A 15,979-nucleotide genomic window follows, 5' to 3' on the forward strand; every position below is an offset into this window, starting at 1 on the left:
AAGCTTTCCAATGCGGATAGTCTGTTGTCCTCTCTCTTTTTAAAACTCCTTTCTTCCAATAACATGTCAATGACAGAGCAATGTCTGTCAAAAAGGTATTCAGGTGCCTATATCGGCGGTGTCCACCTCTTCCCATTCCGAACAGAGAAGTTAAGCCCGCCAGAGCCGATGGTATTGCCGTAACAGGTGGGAGAGTAGGTCGGTGCCTAATTTTATACGGAAGCCCGTTGTCCATGAGGACATCGGGCTTTCCTGTTTTATGGCGTTCCCAAAGGGTGCCCATGTCCCGGGACCGGCGGCCGCCTTCGGTCCCCGAGCGGAGCCGAAGGGCAGGCGGCGCACACATTCCAGATGATGGTCGGTGGGGACACCGACCATGGCGTCGGGCCATTCAGATCCATCGATCCAGTCTTCAGTAATACCGTCACGATATCCACAGCCGGGATCCGCTCATTTCCAGTGGCGGCAGGATGGACAGGGTGCCGCGGCCATTGTGCGTCGGCCTTGCCCTTGGATGCTTTTGGTCAATTATCTCCTCCAAAGAGATAATTGAGAGAACGGCATCCTCGGCAACAAGGCATCCTTTCCATGTGCGTCGGACCCGTGCGACAGGCCATCTTAAATGAGCGGGCGTTTTTGGTTACTTTTGCGCACCAAAAGTAACGCCACCCTGCCATGGAATGGCAATACGAATTGTGTCGGTTGGCACAGTTAATTCACCTAACCTGGCAGCAAATAGGACTAGTGCTAGACACGTGCCAGATGATGGTTGGTGGGGACACCAACCATGGCGGTTAACCTACACCCTTCCATGGGAGTCGATCCCGTACGACAGGCCGCCTTTAGTTACACCCTATCGGAGTTAGTTCCCTATGGCTGTCTAATGTCTGTTGTCTTATGTCTTATGTCTATTGTCTATTGTCTATTGTCTATTGTCTTATGTCTATTGTCTATTGTCTTATGTCTATTGTCTATCGATATCCCCTCAACTACAAAATACTTTTTTTATCTTTGCATCTACAATGGGTACACAATTAGATAATGGAATTAAGCCTTATAACCACTATGGGGCTTATTTGAAGGAAAAATACAACGGTCAGAAGGTGTTTAAAGTTATCGTAGATGGTAATTTTACTTGCCCTAACCGTGATGGTAGCAAGGGATATGGTGGATGTACTTATTGTAATGTAGATTCTTTTACGCCTGATACCGCACGCAAGATCCCATCGATTCGCGAGCAGGTAGAAAATGGTATCGAACGTGCCAGAAACAGTTATGGTGCTGAGAAATTTATTATTTATTTCCAGCCCAATACCAATACTTATGCGCCTACCCATTTATTGAAAATGATGTACGATGAGGCATTGAGCATCTGTCCTGAACATACATTGGGTTTGTCAGTTGGTACACGTCCTGATTGTCTTGATTTTGAAAAAATTGCGCTACTGGAGAGTTATACAGATCGATTTGATGTTGACTTGGAGATGGGTATGGAATCCATTTACAACGAAACATTGGAAAGAATAAATAGAGGCTGTTCACATGATGAGTTTATCTCTATTATGAAGATGTTGGAGAATACTTCTTTGGATCTTTGCGTTCATACTATTTTTGGGTTTCCATGGGAAACTGAGGAAATGATGTTGAAATATGCAGAGGAAATCAATAAGCATCCAAAGATTAAGTTTGTGAAACTCCACCATTTACATATTGTCGAGGGATCGATCATGGGTGTAAAATATAAACGAGAGCCTTTTCATTTATTTTCCTTGGAAGAGTATACCGAGTTTCTGTCGAAATTTATTCCCTTGTTGAGACCGGATATTATTATCCAACGTGTATTTGGGATAGCTGACAAAGAACTCCTGATAGCTCCAAATTGGAATTTGCCCAAATCAGGTATCCAAACTAAAATTGACAAAGGACTGGAAGAGAGGGGCGTGAAGCAAGGATCAGCTTATCAGGTGGAAGATATAACAATATAAAAAAAGGATGGTTTAGAGCCATCCTTTTTGTTTGAGTAATATTTTATCTATTTTTCTACAATAGATTTTAAATCTGCAGGAGAGTAATAGATTGATTTTAAAGTTTTATCGTCACCTTTTCTGAACACTAAAAATTTCCCATCAATTTCCTTGTAGTAAGATTCTACACCTTTTTCTAGGTAATGTTTTTGCGTTTCTATGGCTTCTTGTTCGTTATTGCAAGCTTTGCTCATATTTGATCGTTGTACTTCATTGAATAGGTCGTTGAATTTATCCGCCAATCCAAATTCCAGGATTGCCCCAGAAAGAACATACTGGATATCACAAAGAGCGTCAGCGATTTCTACTAGGTCTTTATCTTCAATTGCTTCCTGTAATTCTTTGAGTTCTTCAGCAATCAAAGAAACTCTCAGTTTACAACGAGCATCGGATGGAATAGTAGGTTGATCTAAAATCGGGTGCTGAAATGTTTTATGAAAATCTGCAACCGACGTTAAACATTTTGGGTCTGTCATATCAAAAGTAATTTTGTTAAAAATACGAAAGTAGGAGGATATAAAAAAGGCGCATTTTATTGCGCCTTGTATACTATTTCATTAAATGCTTTAATTGAATGATTTCTTTTTCTTCAAGATATCTCCAACGTCCTCGAGGTAAGTCTTTTTTTGTTAGATTGGCATAGACAACACGGTCCAATTTTTCAACCTCATACCCAAGGGATTCAAAAATACGTCTTACGACCCTATTTTTTCCGCTGTGGATCTGTATACCGATTTCTTTTTTTGAAGCGCCTACAACAAAGCTTAGGTCATCTGGTTTGATGAATCCATCTTCAAGTTCAACACCAAATTGGATTTTGTTGAAATCGCCTTGCGTTAAGTTTCTGTTCAATTCTACTTGGTAGATCTTGCTGATATTGTTTCTCGGATGAGATAATTTTTCAGCCAAATTTCCATCATTGGTAAGTAAAAGGAGACCAGTTGTATTTCTATCTAAGCGACCAACAGGATAAATCCTTTCTTTGGTTGCTTTAGATACAAGTTGCATTACTGTTTTGCGTTCTTGTGGATCGTCTGTCGTTGTGATATAATCCTTAGGTTTGTTCAAAAGAACATAAACCATTTTCTCACGTTTCAGACGTTCGTCGTTGTATCTGATTTCATCCTTTGCAGGATCAACTTTAGTACCTAATTCTGTAACAACTACACCATTCACAGAAATTACACCTGCTTCGATCAATTCATCAGCTTTTCTGCGTGAACAGATTCCTGAGTTTGAAATATAACGGTTCAAGCGGATCAAACCATCATCTTCAGGTTCAAAACTTCTTTCTTGTTTAGGTTTTCTATTGTTGTCCTTGCGGAAGTCACGGTCAGATTTGCCATCATAGCTACGGTCGGAACGTTTGTTTCCAAAGTCCTTGCCTTTACCATCAAATTTTTTGTACTGACGATCTGAGTTATATGATTTCTCAAATTTTCCGTCTTTTTTGAATTTAGAATCTCTGTCCGGTCTTGAGTCTCTTCCGAATTTGGAATCTCTATCCGGTCTTGAGTCTCTTCCGAATTTGGAATCTCTGTCCGGTCTTGAATCTCTTCCGAATTTAGAATCTCTGTCCGGTCTTGAATCTCTTCCGAATTTGGAATCTCTGTCCGGTCTTGAGTCTCTTCCGAATTTGGAATCTCTGTCCGGTCTTGAATCTCTACCGAATTTGGAATCTCTGTCCGGTCTTGAGTCTCTTCCGAATTTAGAATCTCTATCAGGTCTTGAGTCTCTTCCGAATTTAGAATCTCTGGCAAATTTAGAGTCCTTATTGAACTTTGCATCTCTACCGAATTTGGAGTCTTTGTCAAAACTACGTTTGTCGGAATTAGAGTCACGATTAAATTTGTCTGATTTATTAGTTCTCGAAGAGTCGAAGGATGAGAACTTGTCATCCTTTTTGTTGTTTTTGAAGCCGTCTGAGTTGCTTCGTGGTTTTCTGGAGTTGTCGTCTCGACTGTTCCTTTTGCTATTGAATGGCATAATTCGAAAAAATGAGCCACAAAGATAGTTAAAATAATCAGTCAATTGTAATTATATATTTATTGTTTGATAAATATTATAATTCAAAGACAAAGGGTAAATGCAAATTGGATGTAAAGCAATAAAATAGGTAAAAATCTAATTTTTAAATAGTTAATTGATTTGGTTGTTTGAGATTACATTTTGACAGTATGAAGAACTTACTATAGCGATGGATTTGGTTTAGCGGTGATTTCAATTTTAAAGCATGGTCATTTTAAAAGTTTCTCTAACCTTGCCTCAAGATTCTGGTAATATTTACAGAATTGTCAATAATTAAAATATAAAACCTATAATTAGGATAATTTATGTTAATCATGAATCACAAACCAGCTGATTGTCTAGGTTTTTGTTACAATTTATCCAGTTTTTATAAATCTTAGTTTAAAGTATCATTAACGCTGAAAACGTTAGGTTTTAACTTTAATTAACTTTCTTGATTAATACTATTATTTGTCTCTTATTATAATATACTGTACTTTTGGAGCTTGATTTTTCACCAAGCTACTTTTTGATCGGTTTTCACAAGTTCCGTGGATAGGGTAGCAGTAAGGGAATGAATGGTTAAAAAAAGAGTATTATGTAGCAGTGCACTTTTGATGATGATGTTCATGTCAAACTTGTACTCGAATCCCCAACCAGAGTCGGCTGATCCTTTTAGAAAGGCGTTGGACCACTCGATGAAGGCTAACGTAGCAGAAGTTATGGCAGCCAAGAAAGAGGCTGATCCCTACGGTCACATCTCTTTTGCAGAAACTGAGATTCCATTGGAAAAAGTTACTGTACAGAAAAAACTAGACAAGTACCTGAGTAGGTTTGCTTATCTAAAAAAGCCCTCACATCAGATTCACAGAAAGGCGGATAAATTACTTCCCCGCATTGCAAAAATCCTTAAAAGTTATGGGGTTCCAGAAGATTTCAAATACATTGCTGTAGTTGAAAGCAGTTTGAATCCAAAAACAACTTCCCATAGGGGAGCTGGAGGTTATTGGCAATTTATGCCAGCAACTGCACGCTTATATGGATTGAAAGTGAACGGTAGTGTGGATGAGCGTTTGGACCTTGTAAAATCAACCCATGCCGCAGCAAAGTATCTAAAATCATTACATGATGAATTCGGAGACTGGACACTTGCAGCAGCAGCTTACAACGTAGGCGGGGGAAGTTTGAGAGGGTCGCTGAAAAGACAGAAGAAAGATAGTTATTACGACTTAAAACTCAATTCTGAAACTGCAGCATATGTTTACAAAATAATTTCAATGAAAACTGTTTTGGAAACCATATAAAATCAAAAACGCAATAATAAGAACAATACCAAATCAGGAAACCAAACGGTTTCCTTTTTTATTTAATAAAGATTTCATTCTTTATTAAAAAATCAAATCAATTTTCATATTTTGTTGTTAATCTAAATTAACCGTTATGTTGGAGATGGGAGAAGGTGGCTATTTGCCGTAACTATTTTTTCCAAAATATCTAGGATTTAAATCCTAGAAATACATCAAAAATGAAGAGCCTAAATTTCATTGCACTAACCTTCTAAGTAGTTATACGTTTTAGCGGAATTAATATAAAGTGAAAAATGTGATTTATATCACCTTTTCTTGCTTCCCATTATCATTAGAATGTCATGGGTAGACTGGTAATTTTGAATCGTTAACTTAATATATAAGAATAATGCAGGTAGAGCAATTTAATTATGACAACAAGATTGTCAGAGATTTTGGAATCGCAACTGTAATTTGGGGGATCATCGGAATGACTGTCGGGCTAATTGCAGCCTTACAGTTGGTTTGGCCAGAGATGAACTTTGGACTTCAATACTCAACATTCGGACGTATTCGACCATTACACACCAATGCAGTAATCTTTGCCTTCGTAGGAAACGCCATTTTTATGGGAGCGTATTATTCCATGCAGCGTGTCCTAAAGGCCAGGATGTTTAGCGATTTACTTAGTAAGATCCATTTTTGGGGATGGCAATTAATTATTGTCGCCTCCGCAATTACCCTTCCATTAGGTCTAACCACTTCACATGAATATGCGGAAATGGAATGGCCAATCGACTTAGCCATAACTATCATCTGGGTAGTTTTTGGAATTAACATGTTCGGTACAATCATCAAACGTAGAGAAAGACACATGTATGTTGCCGTATGGTTTTACATTGCTACTTTCGTTACTGTTGCTGTATTGCACATTGTTAACTCCATCCAAATGCCAGTTGGATTATGGAAGAGTTATTACGTTTATTCAGGAGTACAAGATGCTCTAGTACAATGGTGGTATGGACACAATGCAGTTGCATTCTTCTTAACCACACCATTCTTGGGAATGATGTACTACTTCTTGCCAAAGATGGCTAACAGACCTGTTTATTCCTATAAATTAAGTATCCTACACTTTTGGTCCCTCATCTTTATCTATATCTGGGCAGGACCACACCACTTATTGTATACATCCCTACCTAGTTGGGTACAGTCCCTAGGAGTTGTGTTTTCAATTATGTTGATTGCTCCAAGCTGGGGAGGTATGATCAATGGTCTATTGACCTTGCGCGGTGCTTGGGATAAAGTTAGGACAGAACCTGTTCTTAAGTTTATGGTAGTTGCCTTGACTTGTTATGGTATGGCTACGTTTGAAGGTCCAATGTTATCGTTGAAACAAGTTAACGCGATTGCACACTTTACAGACTGGATCGTAGCTCACGTACACGTAGGAGCATTGGGCTGGAACGGATTCATGACTTTTGCAATTCTATATTGGTTAATCCCTAGAATCTATAAAACTCAATTATACTCAAAAACATTAGCAAATACCCACTTTTGGATTGGTACTCTAGGTATCTTATTCTATGCTATTCCAATGTATTGGGCAGCAGTGGTACAAGGACTGATGTGGAAAGAGTTTACTCCAGAAGGTGTCTTAAAATATCCTAACTTCCTAGCTACAACTTTGGAAATCTTACCTATGCACATGATGCGTGCGGTGGGAGGAGTATTATACCTTTCAGGTGTAATTTTGATGACTTATAACTTGATCAAAACGGTTAAAACTGGAAAATTGGTTGCCAATGAACCAGCGGAAGCACCTGCATTGAAACCAGTTGAGCATTCAGAACCATCAGCACACCGTCGTCTTGAGCGTAAGCCTATCCTTTTCATGGTTTTATCACTGATCGCTATTTTAATCGGGGGTATCGTGGAAATGATTCCAACATTTACAGTGGCCAACAATGTACCTAAAATTGCATCTGTTAAACCGTACACTGCATTAGAACTAACAGGCCGTGATTTATATATCCGGGAGGGCTGTGTAAACTGTCACTCTCAAACTATCCGTCCTTTCCGTTCTGAGACAGCACGCTATGGAGAATATAGTAAAGCTGGAGAGTTCGTTTATGACCATCCATTCCTATGGGGATCAAAACGTACAGGACCTGATTTACATCGTATAGGTGGAAAGTATCCACATAAATGGCACTTTGACCATATGTTGGACCCAACGATTACATCGCCAGGAAGTATTATGCCACCATATCCTTGGTTGATAGAACAGGATATCAGTTACAAATATCTGACAGGAAAAATGAAGGTGATGAAGAATTTGGGAGTTCCTTATTCAGATGCAGAAGTCAACAATGCTTTAGAGGATGCACAAGCACAAGCTGAAGAGATTGTTAAAGACCTTGCCGCAAATGATGTCCAGGTAGAACCTAACAAAGAAATCGTAGCCATGATTGCATATCTACAACGTTTGGGTACAGATATCAAAGCTGAGCCGGCGAAAACAGCGGATGCCAATCAAGTGGCTGAAAACAATTAATGTAACACAAAAAAATAAAGAGCTATGTGGAAGCAAATCACAAACTTACATGGAGATGAGATCTATTTGATCATCTCAATGCTAATCTTCTTAACCTTCTTTATTATGGTAGGGATCATGATCTTTACTATGAAAAAAAGCTTTGTGGATTACATGAAAGATTTACCTTTTGAGGAATCTGAAAAACAGAATGATAATTTACCTGAATCTGAACGTATATGAATTTAGTATTAATAATGAGCAATGTTGTACCAGGAACGCTACTATCTATTGGTACAGGCAACTTATATAATGATATCTTCTATCTGGCGGTATTCTTTGTCCTATTGGGGGTTTTAGTTGCAGCAATCACAATTAACAAGGCCTTGAGGTCAATGTTAAAAGTGACCATGCCTGAAGTTGTAAAGGAAGAAGAACGATTAGCAGCCGAGAAGAAGGTAGCAAGGAAGAACTATTGGAAGAAATCATGGAATTATTTCATGGGCTTAAAGCCAATAGAACAAGAAAAGGACTTGATTATCGATGAGCATGAATATGATGGAATTTCGGAGTTGAACAACCCGATTCCAGTATGGTTCAACGCTTTATTCTATTCCACTGTCGTGTTTTCAGTTGTTTATTTATTGATCTATCAGGTTACCGGTTGGGGCCTTAATCAAGATCAAGAATATGAACGTGAGATGGCAAAGGCTGAAATCGAAAAACAAGAGTTTTTAGCTCAGTCAGCAAACCTATTCGATGAAAATTCGATTGAAGTCGATGAGACCGGTACTTTGGCAGCAAACGGTAAGGCATTATTTGCTACGAACTGTGCAGCATGTCACGGTGCCAATGGTGAAGGAACTATTGGTCCAAACTTGACTGACCGTTTTTGGTTGCATGGAGGTGAGATCAAAGATATCTTCAAAACTGTGAAATATGGTGTTCCTGAAAAGGGGATGGTTCCATGGGAACAAACGCTGACACCGGCGCAAATTGCTGAGGTAAGTAATTTTATCTTAACAATGAGGGATACCAAACCGGCAAATCCAAAAGGAGCAGAGGGAGTAGAAATAGTGGCATATGAAAGTGAAGGTGGTGCTGGCGAAGCTGTAGTAGAAGAAGCTGCAGCAGATAGTACCGCAAATCAATAATTAATTAATCATGGGAATAGTAGTAAATGAATCCGTACAACCAAATCAACCTGATAAATCGAAAAGAAAATGGATCTACGCCAAGAAACCAAGTGGCAAGCTCTATAACTATCGACAGGTGGTCGGGTATGGTTTACTACTATTCTTCTTTTTAGGTCCTATCCTAAAAATCAATGGAAATCCTTTCTTGATGTTCAATGTCATTGAAAGGAAGTTTTCCATCTTTGGAAATATCTTTTATCCTCAAGATTTCCATATTTTTCTATTCGGAATGCTGATCGTCATGGTCTGCATCGTGTTATTCACCGCAGTCTATGGTCGTGTTTGGTGTGGCTGGACTTGCCCGCAGACTATTTTTATGGAACTCATATTCCGAAGGATAGAATATTTGATTGAAGGGGATTGGATGCAGCAGAAAAAATTAAATGAAGGTCCTGATACGGATGCTAAAGCCTGGAAAAAAGTTTTAAAGCATACCATATTTTTACTGATCTCATTTATTATTTCAAACCTCTTTCTGGCCTATATCATAGGAGCTGATGCGCTTTATAAAATCGCAACAGATCCGATTGACCAACATATTGTAGGTTTTATTTCAATCTTGGTTTTTACGTTAGTTTTTTATTTTGTTTTTGCCTATGTGCGTGATATCGTATGCACCAAAATCTGCCCTTATGGACGCCTTCAGGGAGTTTTATTGGATGAGAATTCGGTTACAGTGGCTTATAATGTTGCAAGGGGCGAACCTAGAGGAAAACAAAAAAGAGGAGTGCAAGATGATAAAAAAGGAGACTGTATAGATTGTCACCTCTGTGTTCATGTTTGTCCAACTGGTATTGATATCCGTGACGGTATACAATTGGAATGTGTTTCTTGTACCGCTTGTATTGATGCATGTGATGCTGTTATGGAGAAAATAAACAAACCAAAACGATTGATTGGATTTTATTCTCCAGCTGAGGCAGAAGGGAAAGAAACAGAAAAACTTGGTAAAAAAAGAAATACACGTGCTATTATTTATTCCGGAATATTGGTTGTATTGATGGCAATATTTGGTTTTATGATCTTTAGTCGTTCAGATGTAGATGGAAGGTTATTACGTGCCAAAGGTAGTACTTACCAAATGCGGGATGATGGTACTGTTTCTAACTTATATAGTTTAGAACTTATCAATAAAACCAGTAAGGACATTGATTTCGACTTGGTCAGTGAAACTGAGGGAATCAAAATCCAAGTGGTTAACCCAATTTCTCACTTGAATAGGGAAGGGAATGCGAAATTAAGTATATTTTTGATTGCTGATAAAAAATCAATCAAGCAGTATAAAACTGATGTTAAGATTGATATTAAAGCAGGTGATAAGGTAATTGAAACTATGGAGACGACTTTTATAGCGCCTCCAGCAAAATAAATGTATGAATTGGGGTTATAAAATAGTTTTTGGGTTAGGAGCGTTTATGCTTTTCATTATTGGAGCAGGCATTTATATGGTCACTCATGATTCGGATACCTTGGTGGAATCTGATTATTACGAGAAAGGTTTGAATTATGATGAAACTTTCCATAAAAAAGAGAATCTATTGAACGATCATGCAAAACCACGGATTCAAGTGTTAAAGGATACTTTGCTAATTCAGTTTTCTTCATCAGTGAACAAGGGTAATTTGAATTTCAAACGTTTGGACGATAAAAATCAAGATCAACAATTACCATTTTATACGAATAGCAATCAATTTAAATTACCAATAAGCAGCTTTAAGAAAGGGAACTGGAATTTGGAGATTGACTGGGTGAATTCGAGCAAATCATATATTTCGGATCACGCCGTATTTATTCAATAACATGACATATCATTATTTGGCGTTTTTTATGGGGCTTTTAGGCAGTATTCACTGCGCAGTTATGTGCGGACCGCTATTGCTTGCCGTCCAAGCTGGACAGCAGATAACCTGGAAAACGACTTTTAATAAATTACTTTACCAATTTGGTAGAATCCTTACCTACGGGCTTTTGGGTCTCCTGCTCGGACTTATTGGAAATGTCGCTTCCATCCAAGGCTGGCAACAAGGATTTAGTTTAGTTACTGGAATTATCTTGTTTGGAATAGGGCTTTTTTATATGTTCGGCAAAAGTTCATCGAAATTAGCAAGTATCCAAACAAAAGCAATTCAACCTTTTGCCCGTTTTATGAGCAAATGGCTTTACCGACCAGGTGGAAGTTTTGTTGCAGGAATATTGAATGGCATATTACCTTGTGGTATGGTATATATGGCATTAGCATCTGCAGTAAATGCAGACTCCCTTTCGAACAGTTTCGTATTTATGCTGCTTTTTGGTTTGGGAACCTTACCCTTATTACTTCTATTCTCCTTTGCTGGAAATTTTCCTAAAAGGATCTTTAAAAAAGGATTCACTACCGTTCTGCCTATTTTGTTTTTGGTGATGGGCGCATGGTTTATCCTGCGAGGCGCAAATTTAGATATCCCTTATTTAAGCCCTTTATTGCAAGTTGAAGGTGCTATGAATTGTGCTTAATTCAATTTCTTTCCTATCTTGTATTTGTAAGCTTAATAATAAAACAATTCAAGCTTGTTTTGGTTATTAGACATAACTTAATACTATGCAGGAATACATTCAGCCAGTTATTAAATTCTTGGAACTTTGGGGATGGATCCCAATGACAATTATGTACATTGGTGTCACCATCACAATCCTTATTGAAAACAGAAATCCTACCAAAACTATTTCTTGGGTCTTAGTTATTGTCTTTATTCCATTTTTGGGGTTGATATTATATTATTTGTTTGGTCAAAAGTTCTCTAAAGTAAAGAAACTTAAAAGGATCAATCATGAACAGACCTTACGGTTGAAGAAAGAGTTTCAGCGATTGGAACCTTTAATGCAATGGTCTATCCGCAACATTCAGAGTAAAATTGGGGATTTATCGCGTGTGTATTCGTACTTGAAGAATGAGAAATTGTCAACACCTACTTTAAATAATGAAGTAACCCTATTGGTGAATGGTGAGGAGATGTTTCCTTCGTTGTTAGAGGCATTAGAATCTGCGAAGCACTCGATCCATATGGAGTTTTATATATTTGATTTAGACAATATTGGAACTAAAGTATTGGATCTGTTGGAGAAAAAAGCGAACGAGGGTATCATTGTCAGATTGATTGTAGATAGTTTTGGCTCTCCGAAATTAGTTCGGTACATGCGCAAGAATAAAGACACAAAGATTGAGTTTCAAGCTTTTTTGCCTGTAACTTTTACTTCATTGGCAAACAGTAATTATCGGAATCATCGTAAAATTGCTGTCATTGACGGTTTTGTTTGTTTTATCGGTGGGATCAACATTTCTGACCGATATGAAAATCCGAATGATTTTGGTTTATATTGGCGTGACACCTCAGTAAAGATTGTTGGTAATGTGGGGGTTATGTTCCAGATTAGTTTTTGGAATCAATGGAATCAAACGGAAGGCAAGTCCTTTAATTTAGCGGATGGATATTTACGTGAGACTCCAGTTGTAACTGATCAGCTTTCAGCAGTCGCTTTGGCTTCGAGTGATCCGGGCTCATTGGGGCCATTCAATATGGAAGCTTTATTGATCAGTATTGGTGAGGCAAGCCATACCATTAAATTATGCACACCCTATTTTATTCCATCCGAGGAATTGTCGACAGCCTTGAAAACTGCGGCCGCCGCAGGAGTGGAAGTCGAATTAATGATTCCTAAAGAGGGGGATTCTTGGTTTGTACAGCATGCAACTTATTCTTACTTAAAACCTCTTTTGGAAAGAGGAGTAAAAGTGTTCTTATATGAAAAGGGATTTCTGCACGCAAAAACTTCCATTATAGATGGCAAGATTGCCTATGTGGGCACCGTAAATCTTGATTTTCGGAGTTTCTATATCAATTATGAAGTTGCAGCAGTTATATCCAATAAAGATTTCTGCGCTGACATGGAAAAGCAATTTGAAATTGATAAGGGAAATTGTGAAGAGATTAACATCAAGGATTGGAAAAAGAGAAAAGCTTGGAAAAGGGGATTTGATTCGCTATGTCGGTTATTAGCACCATTGCTATAGGTATCTGTTAAATTTAATTAACCTCTACCCTTGTTCGGCAAAAATTCGATATATTTAGCTTTTTCAAAATTGAATATTGATGAATCTAATTAATCGTTTACTCTTAGTTTTAGTTCTACTTACCTCATTATTTTTTTCTGCTAACGCACAAGAGAAGCCTACAATTCCAATTAATACTGCTGTTGATAATGTCCAAAAATACTTTACAGTTTATCCTGTAGAGAAGGTTCACCTGCATTTTGACAAACCGTATTACGCCGTAGGAGATACACTTTGGTTCAAAGCTTACCTCAACACCAATTTGTTTAATTATGATCCCAGTAAGATTGTTTACGTGGATGTAATCAATAGCAAAGACTCCCTGATGCAAACGCTTAGAGTTCCGGTGAAAGAAGGGGCTGGAAAGGGTCAATTGGTTCTTGATCCGCAATTCTGGGCACAAGATAATTATCGCTTTCGTGCATATAGCAAATGGATGATGAACTTTGATATGGATTATTTCTTTAATAAAGTTGTTCCAATAGGTGATGCTATTAATAAGAAGCTTGGTGCAAATATCAACTATCAACAAGAAGGAAGCAGAACAAAAGCTACGATTCAATTCAGAGGGCAGGATGGCCAGGCCTTGGGAAGAAAGAAATTGAACTGGGAAGTGAATGATGGATGGGATGCTTTTGATAAAGGAAAGGCCGAGACTGATGATTTAGGAAGGATAACAATTAACCTCAATCATAAAGAGAAAGAAAAGTTTAAAACTGGTCGTTTGGTTGTTCAATTAGACAATGGAGAGATGTTGGTTGGCCAATATCCATTGACCAATGCTTACCAAGACGTGGATATTCAGTTTTTTCCTGAAGGTGGTGACCTTATTTCTGGAGTGAACAAAAAAGTTGCTTTTAAAGCTGTAGCATCAGGTGGCTCAGGAATGAAAGTGAAAGGAAAAATAATCGACAGCAAAAAGAAAGAAATTATAGCATTTGAAGATCTGGGTATGGGAATGGGCTCATTCACATTACTTCCTACTTCAGGTGAGACTTATAAAGCTGTAGTTAACTTTGAAAACGGAGTTGAGAAAACGGTTGATCTACCTGCTGTGGTAGATAATAAAATAAATGTTGTTTCTGTTTCTCAAGACAATGAATTTATCAATGTGGGTTTGGTTACAAATGACCAATATTTTAATACCATTCAAAATAAACCTTATTACGTTTTTGGGCAACTTAATGGTCATTTGATTTATGCAGCGCAAGCATCTATTAAGAGTAATGCGGTATCTGTAAAGATACCTTTGAAAGAGCTTCCTAATGGTGTACTTCAAGTGACTTTATTGACCCCTGATGGACAACCTGTTTCAGAAAGATTAGTTTATATTCAACCACAAGAATTGATTGGAATTCAGGTGGCCACCGACAAAACAGATTATGGACGTAAGGATTTGGTTAAGATGAAATTAAATCTGGATACCAAGGTTGATAGTCTGCCAGGGAATTTTTCTGTTGCTGTAATCGATGAGTCTAAAGTTCCTTATAATGATGATGACGATAAAGGTATTGTCAGCAATATGTTAGTGGCTTCAGACCTCAAAGGATACATCGAAAAGCCTAATTACTATTTTAACCCTAAGAATGAAAATAGGATAGAAGCATTAGATGCTTTGATGATGACACAAGGTTTTAGAAGATTTGATTATAAAGACTTAGTACAGGCAAAACTTCCTCAAGTGAAATTCATGCCTGAGCAAGGAATAACAATTACAGGTATATTGCGTCAGAATACAGGTCGTGTACAGCCAAATGGTGGATTATTGCTGAATATTCCAGGCGCTGCAATTAAGAAGGATGCGTATACAGACAATTCAGGAAGATATACTTTTGAGAATTTAGTCTTCACAGACTCCCTGAAAGCTACTCTTAACGCTAGAGGGAATGACAATTTTAGGAGTTTGGTAATCACTATGGATCCTACTATGTTTCCAGAGATTGACCCTAATAATCCTAATAAAGCTGCTGCAATTCAAAATATTGACGAGAATTTACAAGCCTATCTGGACAATAGCAAAAAAGAATTCCGTACGCATAATTTAATCGAAGAAGTTGTAGTGACTGCTTCCGTTGAGAAAAAACAAACCAGTAAGGATTTTTCTGCCCTAACTGGTCTTTCTATGCCTGAACACAGAATCGAAGGTAGTAGATTTAATGGCTGTAATGTTTTGAGCATGTGTTTAAATACAATGTTAACCGGAATTACATTCGATGTGAATACTCAAAAATATTATATCACGAGGAACTATAATCAAGGCAGTAGGGTTCCCGTTCAATTCTTCCTGAACGGTATGCCTATCGATGAACCTTCTATCAATTCGATTCAAGTCGCTGAAATCGAAGCCATCGAAATCTTTATGCGTGATGACTTGGGTACCGTAAGAAATCTATATCAAAATGACGGGGTGGTTTCAATTATTACCAAAAAAGAGAAAAAACAACCTCGTATGACCATGGCTCAAATTGAAGCAATGTTGCCAAAATCAAATGTTATCGATTTTTATCCGTTGGGCTATGTGAAGGAGCGTAAGTTCTATGAACCAAAATACACAACTCCTGAATCCAAAAACACGAATGATTATAGAACAACAATCTATTGGAACCCTGAAGTCCGCGTGGATTCTAAAGGTGAAGTAAACCTAGAATTCTTCAATGCTGATGGAGTTGGGAAGTATAAGGTTGTCGTGGAAGGTAATGACCTGCAAGGAAATGTGGGTAGACAGATCTATTATTACAATGTGAAGTAGATATGAGACATTAGACACAAGACATAAGACATAAGACAAATACAATGTCAAAAATTACAAAATTGGCACAGATAAAGGGCTAATGCCTGATGAA

At 37.9% G+C, this 15,979-nt stretch carries 12 protein-coding genes and 1 rRNA gene; 11 read left to right on the forward strand and 2 right to left on the reverse strand.

The annotated features are described in order from the left end of the window. The first annotated feature begins 99 nt into the window (after positions 1 to 99). A 5S ribosomal RNA gene (rrf, locus tag CRT24_RS17945) occupies positions 100 to 211 on the forward strand. A gap of 811 nt (positions 212 to 1,022) precedes the next feature. Beyond that, positions 1,023 to 1,985: a TIGR01212 family radical SAM protein gene (locus CRT24_RS17950; RefSeq protein ID WP_099372634.1), complete on the forward strand. Its 963-nt coding sequence runs from the start codon at positions 1,023 to 1,025 to the stop codon at positions 1,983 to 1,985. A 47-nt stretch (positions 1,986 to 2,032) separates the two neighbouring features. On the opposite strand, the gene CRT24_RS17955 is transcribed toward CRT24_RS17950, so the two are convergent. Together CRT24_RS17955 and CRT24_RS17960 are read right to left on the reverse strand one after the other, a co-directional pair. Further along, complete coding sequence (locus CRT24_RS17955) at positions 2,033 to 2,500, reverse strand: nucleoside triphosphate pyrophosphohydrolase family protein (RefSeq protein WP_099372485.1); 468 nt, start codon at positions 2,498 to 2,500, stop codon at positions 2,033 to 2,035. 73 nt (positions 2,501 to 2,573) lie between these two features. Next, on the reverse strand, positions 2,574 to 4,010 hold the full coding sequence (locus tag CRT24_RS17960; RefSeq protein ID WP_099372486.1) for a pseudouridine synthase: 1,437 nt from the start codon (positions 4,008 to 4,010) through the stop codon (positions 2,574 to 2,576). Between the two features lie 599 nt (positions 4,011 to 4,609). On the opposite strand from CRT24_RS17960, the gene CRT24_RS17965 reads away from it, so the two are divergent. The 9 genes from CRT24_RS17965 to CRT24_RS18005 all read left to right on the forward strand — a co-directional run bounded on the left by CRT24_RS17965 (position 4,610) and on the right by CRT24_RS18005 (position 15,885). Next, entirely contained in the window at positions 4,610 to 5,335 is a 726-nt protein-coding gene (locus tag CRT24_RS17965) for a lytic transglycosylase domain-containing protein (RefSeq protein WP_099372487.1), read from the forward strand. 391 nt (positions 5,336 to 5,726) lie between these two features. Further along, complete coding sequence (gene ccoN / locus CRT24_RS17970) at positions 5,727 to 7,874, forward strand: cytochrome-c oxidase, cbb3-type subunit I (RefSeq protein WP_099372488.1); 2,148 nt, start codon at positions 5,727 to 5,729, stop codon at positions 7,872 to 7,874. Between the two features lie 24 nt (positions 7,875 to 7,898). Next, entirely contained in the window at positions 7,899 to 8,096 is a 198-nt protein-coding gene (locus tag CRT24_RS17975; RefSeq protein WP_099372489.1) for a hypothetical protein, read from the forward strand. Continuing rightward, positions 8,093 to 9,007: a cbb3-type cytochrome c oxidase N-terminal domain-containing protein gene (locus CRT24_RS17980; protein ID WP_099372490.1), complete on the forward strand. Its 915-nt coding sequence runs from the start codon at positions 8,093 to 8,095 to the stop codon at positions 9,005 to 9,007. The genes CRT24_RS17975 and CRT24_RS17980 overlap by 4 nt, the downstream gene beginning before the upstream one ends. Before the next feature lie 10 nt (positions 9,008 to 9,017). Further along, entirely contained in the window at positions 9,018 to 10,418 is a 1,401-nt protein-coding gene (gene ccoG / locus CRT24_RS17985; RefSeq protein ID WP_257214087.1) for a cytochrome c oxidase accessory protein CcoG, read from the forward strand. A 4-nt stretch (positions 10,419 to 10,422) separates the two neighbouring features. After that, positions 10,423 to 10,848, forward strand: a complete 426-nt coding sequence (locus CRT24_RS17990) for a FixH family protein (protein WP_099372491.1) — start codon at positions 10,423 to 10,425, stop codon at positions 10,846 to 10,848. Position 10,849: 1 nt separating this feature from the next. Then, positions 10,850 to 11,542: a sulfite exporter TauE/SafE family protein gene (locus CRT24_RS17995; RefSeq protein WP_099372492.1), complete on the forward strand. Its 693-nt coding sequence runs from the start codon at positions 10,850 to 10,852 to the stop codon at positions 11,540 to 11,542. An 85-nt stretch (positions 11,543 to 11,627) separates the two neighbouring features. Continuing rightward, positions 11,628 to 13,097, forward strand: coding sequence for a cardiolipin synthase (gene cls, locus CRT24_RS18000; protein WP_099372493.1), 1,470 nt, complete (start codon positions 11,628 to 11,630; stop codon positions 13,095 to 13,097). A gap of 79 nt (positions 13,098 to 13,176) precedes the next feature. Next, positions 13,177 to 15,885 (forward strand): carboxypeptidase regulatory-like domain-containing protein, encoded by a 2,709-nt coding sequence (locus CRT24_RS18005; RefSeq protein ID WP_099372494.1) that lies wholly within the window; start codon positions 13,177 to 13,179, stop codon positions 15,883 to 15,885. Positions 15,886 to 15,979 lie beyond the last annotated feature (94 nt).

The sequence above is a fragment of the Sphingobacterium sp. 1.A.5 genome, assembly GCF_002734235.1.
In the GTDB taxonomy this organism is placed as follows: Bacteria; Bacteroidota; Bacteroidia; order Sphingobacteriales; family Sphingobacteriaceae; genus Sphingobacterium; species Sphingobacterium daejeonense.

Excerpts from the sequence above, each read along its gene's own strand:
- CRT24_RS17950 (WP_099372634.1), top strand. The coding sequence starts at position 1,023 with ATGGGTACACAATTAGATAATGGAATTAAGCCTTATAACCACTATGGG.
- CRT24_RS17955 (WP_099372485.1), bottom strand. The coding sequence starts at position 2,500 with ATGACAGACCCAAAATGTTTAACGTCGGTTGCAGATTTTCATAAAACA.
- CRT24_RS17960 (WP_099372486.1), bottom strand. The coding sequence starts at position 4,010 with ATGCCATTCAATAGCAAAAGGAACAGTCGAGACGACAACTCCAGAAAA.
- CRT24_RS17965 (WP_099372487.1), top strand. The coding sequence starts at position 4,610 with ATGGTTAAAAAAAGAGTATTATGTAGCAGTGCACTTTTGATGATGATG.
- ccoN (WP_099372488.1), top strand. The coding sequence starts at position 5,727 with ATGCAGGTAGAGCAATTTAATTATGACAACAAGATTGTCAGAGATTTT.
- CRT24_RS17975 (WP_099372489.1), top strand. The coding sequence starts at position 7,899 with ATGTGGAAGCAAATCACAAACTTACATGGAGATGAGATCTATTTGATC.
- CRT24_RS17980 (WP_099372490.1), top strand. The coding sequence starts at position 8,093 with ATGAATTTAGTATTAATAATGAGCAATGTTGTACCAGGAACGCTACTA.
- ccoG (WP_257214087.1), top strand. The coding sequence starts at position 9,018 with ATGGGAATAGTAGTAAATGAATCCGTACAACCAAATCAACCTGATAAA.
- CRT24_RS17990 (WP_099372491.1), top strand. The coding sequence starts at position 10,423 with ATGAATTGGGGTTATAAAATAGTTTTTGGGTTAGGAGCGTTTATGCTT.
- CRT24_RS17995 (WP_099372492.1), top strand. The coding sequence starts at position 10,850 with ATGACATATCATTATTTGGCGTTTTTTATGGGGCTTTTAGGCAGTATT.
- cls (WP_099372493.1), top strand. The coding sequence starts at position 11,628 with ATGCAGGAATACATTCAGCCAGTTATTAAATTCTTGGAACTTTGGGGA.
- CRT24_RS18005 (WP_099372494.1), top strand. The coding sequence starts at position 13,177 with ATGAATCTAATTAATCGTTTACTCTTAGTTTTAGTTCTACTTACCTCA.